The 7,779-nt window shown below is 40.9% G+C and carries 9 protein-coding genes and 1 tRNA gene; 8 read left to right on the forward strand and 2 right to left on the reverse strand.

What is annotated here, in order from left to right:
* On the reverse strand, positions 1-559 hold a 559-nt coding region (locus AB1488_01880; protein ID MEW6408848.1), incomplete at its 3' end, for a TIGR00730 family Rossman fold protein.
* A gap of 23 nt (positions 560-582) precedes the next feature.
* Positions 583-669: transfer RNA gene (locus tag AB1488_01885), tRNA-Leu, on the reverse strand.
* Positions 670-770: 101 nt separating this feature from the next.
* Here AB1488_01885 and AB1488_01890 point away from each other — a divergent pair.
* From AB1488_01890 to aroE, 8 genes are all read left to right on the forward strand, one after another.
* Complete coding sequence (locus tag AB1488_01890; protein ID MEW6408849.1) at positions 771-1,502, forward strand: molybdenum cofactor guanylyltransferase; 732 nt, start codon at positions 771-773, stop codon at positions 1,500-1,502.
* 116 nt (positions 1,503-1,618) lie between these two features.
* A complete protein-coding gene (locus tag AB1488_01895; GenBank protein ID MEW6408850.1) occupies positions 1,619-1,828 on the forward strand; it encodes a twin-arginine translocase TatA/TatE family subunit in 210 nt (69 codons plus the stop codon).
* An 11-nt stretch (positions 1,829-1,839) separates the two neighbouring features.
* Entirely contained in the window at positions 1,840-2,997 is a 1,158-nt protein-coding gene (gene alr, locus AB1488_01900; GenBank protein ID MEW6408851.1) for an alanine racemase, read from the forward strand.
* 124 nt (positions 2,998-3,121) lie between these two features.
* The gene (locus AB1488_01905) at positions 3,122-3,844 is read left to right on the forward strand and encodes an ABC transporter permease (protein ID MEW6408852.1); all 723 of its coding nucleotides are present in this window, start codon (positions 3,122-3,124) and stop codon (positions 3,842-3,844) included.
* 111 nt (positions 3,845-3,955) lie between these two features.
* Positions 3,956-4,747, forward strand: a complete 792-nt coding sequence (locus AB1488_01910; GenBank protein ID MEW6408853.1) for an ABC transporter ATP-binding protein — start codon at positions 3,956-3,958, stop codon at positions 4,745-4,747.
* Positions 4,740-6,209: an MlaD family protein gene (locus AB1488_01915; protein ID MEW6408854.1), complete on the forward strand. Its 1,470-nt coding sequence runs from the start codon at positions 4,740-4,742 to the stop codon at positions 6,207-6,209. The genes AB1488_01910 and AB1488_01915 overlap by 8 nt, the downstream gene beginning before the upstream one ends.
* A 147-nt stretch (positions 6,210-6,356) precedes the next feature.
* Complete coding sequence (locus AB1488_01920; GenBank protein ID MEW6408855.1) at positions 6,357-7,655, forward strand: DUF512 domain-containing protein; 1,299 nt, start codon at positions 6,357-6,359, stop codon at positions 7,653-7,655.
* A 36-nt stretch (positions 7,656-7,691) separates the two neighbouring features.
* The coding region (gene aroE, locus AB1488_01925) for a shikimate dehydrogenase (protein MEW6408856.1) at positions 7,692-7,779 on the forward strand (88 nt) is incomplete at its 3' end.

Raw genomic sequence — 7,779 nt, forward strand, 5'->3', positions numbered from 1 at the left:
TATTATCGACGGTCTGTGTTTTCATCCAGTCTACAAGTTCTCGCCAGTATGACTTACCAACAAGTATCACAGGAAACGGCTTTATCTTCTTAGTTTGAATAAGCGTTATGGTCTCGAAGAACTCATCGAGTGTGCCGTATCCACCAGGTAAGAGGACAAATGCTGTTGCATACTTAACAAGCATCACCTTTCTGACAAAAAAGTAATGAAAATTTAGTGTAATCGAGTTGTATGGGTTTGGAACCTGTTCCATTGAAAGAGCTATGTTCAGTCCCACCGATTTTCCTCCTGCCTCCGATGCCCCCCTGCTTGCTGCCTCCATAACACCAGGGCCACCTCCGCTTATGATTGTAAAACCTTTACAGGCAAGGTCTCTTGCTATCTTCCTTGCTGCATCATACACAGTATCACCTTCTACAACCCTTGAACTGCCGAATATCGTTACTGCAGGTGTAACCTTCGAAAGGGCATCAAAACCCTCCACAAACTCGCCTATTATTCTAAACATCCTCCAGGATTCTTCCTTAGAAAGTTCATTAATGTCATAATCTCTCTTCATGATATTCTCTCCTTTTAGTTTTCTGGTGCCGGCGGTCGGAATCGAACCGACATGGGGCGAACCCCGCCGGATTTTGAGTCCGGTGCGTCTACCAGTTCCACCACGCCGGCAAGGTATTTATATACTAAAGGCTATAGATAAACAAGTCAAGATTTTACGAAACACCATAGAATTAATTGACAAATAAATTTACATTCTGATATGCTAAGCCATGCAAAGGTTTACCCTCACACCAGAAAGCCCAATCTATAAAGGTGGAGATGGATGGTCTGAATTTCTCGCAAAGCGAGTATCAGGGAAAGCCACACCTGTAAAGATGTGGGGGTTTACAGGAATTATCCTCGCGGGTGGAGAAAACAGGAGGATGCCTACCAACAAGGCATTTTTAGAGGTCGATGGCGAAATTATTATTGAAAGGACACTTCGCATATTCAATGAATTATTCGAGGAGGTCATCATAGTAACCAATACCCCTGAGCTTTTTATTAAATACAGGGTAAAACTTGTTGGAGACCTTTTTAATCTGAGGGGTCCTCTTACAGGTATATTCTCAGGATTATTGAATGCAAGAGAGAATTTCTGTTTTGTTGTTGCATGCGATATGCCTTTCATAAATAAAGAGTTAGTCTCATATATGGTTGCTAATAGAGGTAATTATGATGCAGTAGTTCCAAGAATCGGCAAGGTGGTAGAACCTCTCCATGCGATATATTCCAGAGAATGCCTTCATGCAATGGAGCAGAGCCTTCTTGTTAGTCAGAGTCCGAGGCAGAGGAGCCTCACCGAATTTCTCGACAGATGTAATGTCAGGTTTATAGAAGAAGATGAAATTGAAAGGTTTGATCGGTCAAAGAGGTCATTTGTAAACCTTAATACGCCGGACGACCTTAAAATGGTACTCAGTGCAAACTCATTAAGTAAAGTGTCATTGCGAGGAGCGTAGCGGTCCCGAGCGAGTGAGCCGAAGCCCTGAGTAAAGCGAAGGGGAGGGAACTCGTTGAGATTGCCACGAGCCGATAAATCGGCTCTCGCAATGACGATGTAAAGGAGGAGGAAGATATGATTGGAGGTATTGGACTACCTGAGCTTCTAATAATTCTGGTGATAGTATTGGTTATCTTCGGGGCAAGCAAACTCCCTGAGATAGGAAAAGGCTTAGGCAAGGCTATAAGCAACTTCAAAAGGGCAACAAGTGAACCACCAGAGATAGATGTCACACCTAAAAAAGAAGAAGCATCAGAAAAGAAGGAAGAGGTAAAACACACATAAGGGTTTTGGCTTTGCGTCCTACATGTGCTGAGATAAACCTTGAGGCACTATCACACAATCTTGCAGAAGTCAGGAGGATGATCGGCAACAGAGGGATACTCGCTGTAGTGAAGGCATCTGCGTATGGTCACGGAGCAGTCCCTGTAGCAAAGAGACTTGAATTAGAGAGAGTGGAGGCGTTTGGTGTAGCCATCTTTGAAGAAGGTATAGAACTCAGGGAGGGAGGGATATCAAAACCCATCATTGTATTGACCGGGCTAAATCATGATGAGGTAGAATCAGCAATACACCATAACCTAACCCCTGTAGTATATAACCTCGATTCTGCAAGATATATCTCTGAAATATCCGATAGACTTGGAAGAAAGACAAATATCCATGTAAAGGTTGACACAGGAATGGGGAGGTTGGGATTCAGGGTAGATGATGCTGTGGATGCTATCTTAAAAATTAGTGGGTTTAACTCAATAAATATCGAAGGGATCTTAACACATTTCGCTGATGCCGACCTTGCAGACAAGGAATACGCAAATCTCCAGGTCAAACTATTCAGAGAGGTAGTAGATAAACTTTCAAAATATGGCATAGACATCCCACTACATCATGCAGCAAACAGTGCCGCTATAATAGATTATGAGCCTGCACTCTTCGATATGGTAAGACCTGGCATCATGCTTTATGGATATTTCCCATCAAATGAGGTCAGAAGAAGGGTAGACCTTAAACCTGTTCTTTCACTCAAAAGCAAAGTAATCTCCCTGAAACGTGTCCCCGCAGGAACAAGCATTAGTTATGGAAGAACTTTCATTACAAGAAGAGAAAGCCTGATTGCAGGTATACCTCTCGGATATGCAGATGGATACAGCAGGCTACTTTCAAATAACGGTGAAGTCTTAATAAGAGGGAAAAGGGCACCTGTAGCCGGAAGAATCTGCATGGATATTTTTATGGCTGATGTGACTGATATTGATGGCGTGAGTGAAGGAGACGAGGTTGTCCTCATCGGAAAACAGGGAAACGAACAGATAACTGCTGATGATATAGCACTGAGAACAGGAACAATCTCTTACGAGGTCCTCTGCTCAATAAGTTACAGAGTCCCTCGGATATATATAAATGCCCAAAATCCCGACATAAAGGCATCAAAAGAGCTGAATGCTAAAGGCTGAAGTAAAAAGAATAAAAAATTTTCCTTAGTGTAACTTCAGCACTTCAGAGCTTCAGCTCTTTCAGTAGGGGGTGAGTTAGATTCTAAGGTTTCTCGGTTCTCATACAAAAGGCGTTATAGACGAGATTGGCAGGGTAATGCTCCTTCTCTGCGAGACAATCTTATGGATGTTTCGCCCCCCCTTAAACCTGAAAAATATCCTTAAACAGATGCAGGAAGTTGGTGTAAGTTCGCTCCCTGTAGTTCTTATCACCGCAACCTTTACAGGCATGGTTCTTGCACTTCAAAGCTATACAGGATTTAAGAGATTCGGGGCAGAAGGGCTCATGGGTTCTGTTGTGGCACTCTCAATGACAAGGGAACTCGGACCTGTGCTTACAAGCCTCATTGTTGCAGGTCGTGCTGGTGCAGCTATGGCAGCCGAGCTCGGCACAATGAAGGTTACCGAACAAATAGATGCACTCGCCACCATGGCTGCAAACCCAACAAAACATCTGATTGTCCCTCGATTCCTTGCGGGACTATTTATGCTCCCATCTCTGACGGTCCTCGCAGATATGGTAGGGATAATAGGTGGATATTTTGTAGGAGTTGTATTACTTGGAACAAACCCTACGACATATGTAAAAAGGACAATTGATTATCTTGAGCTCAGCGATATATACAACGGTCTTATAAAGGCATGTTTCTTTGGCATGGCAATTGCTTTAATAAGTTGTTATAAGGGATTTACTGCAGAAGGGGGCGCAGAAGGTGTGGGGAAAGCAACTACAGGTGCAGTGGTTATCTCCTCTATGACTATCCTGATCTCTGATTATTTTCTTACAGCATGGTTGTTCGGAGAGTAAACCCAGTTAGAAAATGATTTTCTAACGGGGTAAATATCATCTCTGCCATAAATCCCGTTAGAGATTTGTCTCTAAACGGGATAAATGGCGGGGCTTTCTAACGGGGTAAAGATGATTCAGGTTGTAGACCTTTATAAATCATTCGGTAACAATCATGTTCTTCAGGGTGTAAACCTCACGGTGAACTGTGGTGAAAGTATGGTTGTCATCGGAGGAAGTGGGTCAGGTAAGAGTGTGCTTATAAAACACATCATTGGACTTCTTAAACCTGACAGTGGTAAGATATTAATAGATAATGTAGATATAGCGGGTCTTGGTGAGAAGGAGCTTAATGAAATAAGAAAGAAGTTTGGTATGTTATTTCAGGGTTCTGCCCTTTTTGATTCTTTCAGTGTCTGGGAGAATGTCGGTTTTGGCTTAAAACAGCATAAGAAATTGACCGCTAAAGAAATAAGGCACATTGCCACAGAGAAATTGGAGATGGTAGGGCTTGTTGGTGTGGAAAACCTTATGCCCTCAGAACTATCGGGAGGCATGAAAAAGAGGGTTGGTCTTGCGAGAGCAATTGCAATGGAACCTGAGATACTTCTTTACGACGAGCCAACAACAGGGCTCGATCCTATAATGGCGGATGCGATAAATGGGCTCATCATAGATATGAAAAAGAAACTAAATGTGACCTCTATCTCTATCACACATGATATGGTGAGTGCTTACAAGATTGCAGACCGTATAGCGATGCTGTATAATGGTAAAATTATAGAGGTTGGAACACCTGAGGAGATAAAAAATACCTCAAATCCAATCGTCAGGCAGTTTATAACAGGAAGTGCAGTCGGTCCAATAACCGATGCCCAGATGAAACATCACAGGGATTTATTAACAGGAGTTAGTTATGGATAAGCAGAGGCTTTCGACAGAGACAAAGGTCGGAATATTCGTTGTAATCGTTATCCTTGTTTTAGCATACATGACCTTCACCGTTGGAGGATTCCGTATTGGCAAGCCAAAGGGTTACAGGATATATGTGGTTTTTGACTCTATAGCAGGACTGGATATTAAATCGAGGGTAAAGATGGCAGGTGTGGATATAGGTCATGTTGAGAAATTAGAACTTGTCAACGGTAAAGCAAGGGTTACACTCCTTATTGAACCTCACATAAAGATCAGAAGAGATTCAAAGGCTTCTATAAAATCTACAGGTCTTATGGGAGAGAAATACCTTGAGATTACTCCAAGCAAATCCGAACAGGTATATTTGAAAGAGGGAGACACCATAACCAATGTCGAGGAAGTGGCGGATATTGATAGACTTCTCACCACACTGAGCAGCACAGCAGATGACATAGGAAGACTGACACGGTCAGTTCACGATGTAGTAGGAAGCGAAGAAGGGAAAAGGGCTCTAAAGGAAACCATAAATAATCTCAGGGATATGACAGATAATCTCAGGAGGATTATTGCAAAAAATGATGAACGGTTCAATAGGATAATGGCAAATCTTGATAAGGTCTCTGAGAATATTGCAGACTTTTCCTATTCTCTAAAGTCAAAGGGTCCTCAGGTTGTTGATAACATAAAGGCTGCGACAGATGATATAAGAGGAATATTGGAAGAAAACAGGGGTAATTTCAAAGAGAGTCTTGAAAACATAAAGGTGGCTGCACAGAAGGCACAGAGTGCACTTGACTCTATTGATAGGGTAGCACAAAAGATCGAAAGTGGTGAAGGAACCCTCGGAAAGATGGTAACTGATGACAGGCTTTATGAATCTATAAATAAAGCTGCCAAGGGCTTTGGGGATCAGGTGGAGCGGATGGAAAGGCTTAAGTTCTTCCTCGGTGCTCGTTCAGAAATACTTGAAAGAGATGGAAAAACAAAAAGCTATTTTTCTCTTACATTACAGCCAAAGGATGATAAGTATTACCTCTTTGAAGTTGTCAGCGACCCTTATGGCACGGAAAAGGTTACAGAGACAAGAATTAACTCGACAACAACGAAAGAGACAAAGTATGAAACAAAGGCTAAATTCAGTCTCCAGATGTCCAAGAGATACAAGGATACAGCGGTAAGATTTGGACTGATGGAAAATACATTCGGTGTCGCTGGAGACCACTATCTACTTGATGACAAGATAAGATTGAGTGTTGAGGCATGGGACTTCAATGCCGATGAGAAGAATGCAAATAAGGTGCATCTGAAGACCACAGCGAGTTACTCACTCTTTAAGTATGTATTTCTTAATGCTGGTGTTGACAACATACTCAATTCAAAACGCAGAAGCGCCTTTGTCGGTGGTGGATTTAGGTTTGAAGATGAAGACCTGAAGTATATCTTTGGAACGGTTCCTATTCCAAGGAGATGATTCTAAGGATTCAAGGGGCTAAGGGGTCAAGTGAAAATTTAAAATGCAAAAATCAAAAATCAAAATTAAGGAATTCCATAATTTTGCATTTTGCAATTTGAATTTTAATTTTATATAACCCTTGAATCCTTAAATACTAATTGTGTCATGACTGGAACTGAAATTACCCACGTACATCCTTCGAGCATTGCTTCTAAGGTCAATATACAGCAAGGAGATATTTTAATATCAATCAACGGAAAAAGGGTAAGGGATGCCATTGATTACAGATTCTATTGTTCTGATGAGATATTAAAACTAAAGATCCTTAAATCCTCAGGTGAGATGCATGAGATAAGAATCGAAAAAAATTTAGATGAGGATATCGGTATTGAACTCAAACCATTTAATATAAAGTTATGCAGAAATAAATGTATATTCTGTTTTGTCTCACAGTTACCATATGGCATGAGGAAAAATCTCTACATAAAAGATGAAGACTACAGACTTTCATTTTTACACGGTAACTACATAACACTTACAAATCTTTCAGACTCTGACAAGAAAAGAATCGTAGAGCAGAGACTCAGTCCACTTTATATATCTGTCCACTCAACTGACCTAGAGATAAGACGATTTATGCTCGGGAACAGGAAAATATACTCTATAATAAAGGAAATCAGGTATTTCTCATCAAATAAGATAAAGATGCACTGTCAGATAGTCGTCTGTCCTGGAATAAATGACGAAAATGTATTAATTAAAACAGTCGAAGACCTTGCAAAATTTTATCCTTATGTATCATCAATAGCAGTTGTGCCCCTTGGTCTGACAAAATATAGAAGGTCTGATGTATTGAGGGCATTAACTGATGCAGAGGCACGGAAAATAATAGGTTTGCTACAACACTTCAGGAAGCGGTATAAAAGAAAATATGGCGACAATATCGTATATCCATCTGATGAATTATATATAAAAGCAGGCATTGAATTTCCACCACTCAAGGAGTATGGTGAGTTGCCACAACTTCAAAATGGTGTAGGCATGGGTCAACTGTTTCAATCAGAGATGAGGACTGCATTATTGAATTTCCCTAAAAGATACAGCAAACGCAAAGAGTATGTCACATTTACTGGTATAGCCTTCACACCCTATCTTACAAGAGCAATCAATAGGCTCAGAGAACAGTATGGAATAAAGATCAAACTCTTTACCATTAAGAATAATTTCTTTGGAGATACTGTAACGGTTACAGGTCTTATTACAGGAAGTGATCTATTAATGGCTCTTAAAGATACACCTCTTGGAGATGTGCTTCTCGTTCCATCAGTAACATTGAAGGATGACACTGACATATTTCTTGACGATATTACTCTAAGCGATCTTGAAAAGGAACTTGGCATTGAGGTAAAAAAGATAAACGCTGATGCCCGTGGTCTGATAAATGCAGTCACAGGAAGGACATGAAAATGTCAATTTATTTAATGCGTTTGTATTATTAACATGCAAATAACAGGTAAAACGAAGATTGTAGGAATATTCGGTTATCCAATCGAACATACCTTCTCACCACCGATGCACAATGCTGCGT

It is taken from the genome of Nitrospirota bacterium (genome assembly GCA_040756155.1).
In the GTDB taxonomy this organism is placed as follows: domain Bacteria; phylum Nitrospirota; class Thermodesulfovibrionia; order JACRGW01; family JBFLZU01; genus JBFLZU01.

Bases quoted from the DNA above. Each gene is read 5' to 3' on its own strand.
- AB1488_01895 (MEW6408850.1), top strand. From the start codon at position 1,619: ATGATTGGAGGTATTGGACTACCTGAGCTTCTAATAATTCTGGTGATA.
- AB1488_01890 (MEW6408849.1), top strand. From the start codon at position 771: ATGCAAAGGTTTACCCTCACACCAGAAAGCCCAATCTATAAAGGTGGA.
- AB1488_01915 (MEW6408854.1), top strand. From the start codon at position 4,740: ATGGATAAGCAGAGGCTTTCGACAGAGACAAAGGTCGGAATATTCGTT.
- AB1488_01910 (MEW6408853.1), top strand. From the start codon at position 3,956: ATGATTCAGGTTGTAGACCTTTATAAATCATTCGGTAACAATCATGTT.
- AB1488_01920 (MEW6408855.1), top strand. From the start codon at position 6,357: ATGACTGGAACTGAAATTACCCACGTACATCCTTCGAGCATTGCTTCT.